This is a genomic window from Clostridium ganghwense, assembly GCF_026735165.1.
GTDB classification, from domain to species: domain Bacteria; phylum Bacillota; class Clostridia; order Clostridiales; family Clostridiaceae; genus Clostridium_H; species Clostridium_H ganghwense.
Genome location: NZ_JAPQES010000027.1, coordinates 1 through 628, shown reverse-complemented (window position 1 = coordinate 628; position 628 = coordinate 1). Strand labels below are relative to the sequence as shown.

General features: G+C 43.5%; 2 tRNA genes and 2 rRNA genes. All 4 read left to right on the top strand.

Annotated elements, in window-relative coordinates:
* Positions 1-94 (top strand): 16S ribosomal RNA (locus tag OXH55_RS19920); the annotation flags it as partial.
* 153 nt (positions 95-247) lie between these two features.
* A tRNA-Ala gene (locus tag OXH55_RS19915) sits at positions 248-323 on the top strand.
* A 38-nt stretch (positions 324-361) separates the two neighbouring features.
* Positions 362-438 (top strand) — tRNA-Ile (locus tag OXH55_RS19910).
* Positions 439-524: 86 nt separating this feature from the next.
* Positions 525-628 (top strand): 23S ribosomal RNA (locus OXH55_RS19905); the annotation flags it as partial.

The window sequence follows — 628 nt, the reverse complement described above, 5'->3', positions numbered from 1 at the left end:
CTTTTGGAGCCAGCGGTCGAAGGTGGGATTGATGATTGGGGTGAAGTCGTAACAAGGTAGCCGTAGGAGAACCTGCGGCTGGATCACCTCCTTTCTAGGGAGAAACGGAAGCAAAGCTTCCATTTGACGACTCTGTTACTTAATTCTGTTTAATTTTGAAAGACTAAGGTTTTTCAAAAGAAAGTTAGGCTTATGTATTATCAATAATTGGTTTTACAAGAGGTATTGTCGGTTGTTGATTTACAGTGGGGGTATAGCTCAGCTGGGAGAGCACCTGCCTTGCACGCAGGGGGTCAGGAGTTCGAATCTCCTTATCTCCACCACAAATTTAATATTTATATCACTTTAATAGAGTGAATATGGGTCTATAGCTCAGCTGGTTAGAGCGCACGCCTGATAAGCGTGAGGTCGATGGTTCGAGTCCATTTAGACCCACCATTTTTGTTCTTTGAAAATTGCACAGTGAATATAGAAATAACCTAGAAATAAAACATCTAAATGTAATTTAGATGTGCTGATTAAAAGATCAAGCTACAAAGGGCGCACGGTGAATGCCCTGGCACTAGGAGCCGATGAAGGACGTGACAAGCTGCGATAAGCTTCGCGTAGGCGCACATAGCCTGTGATG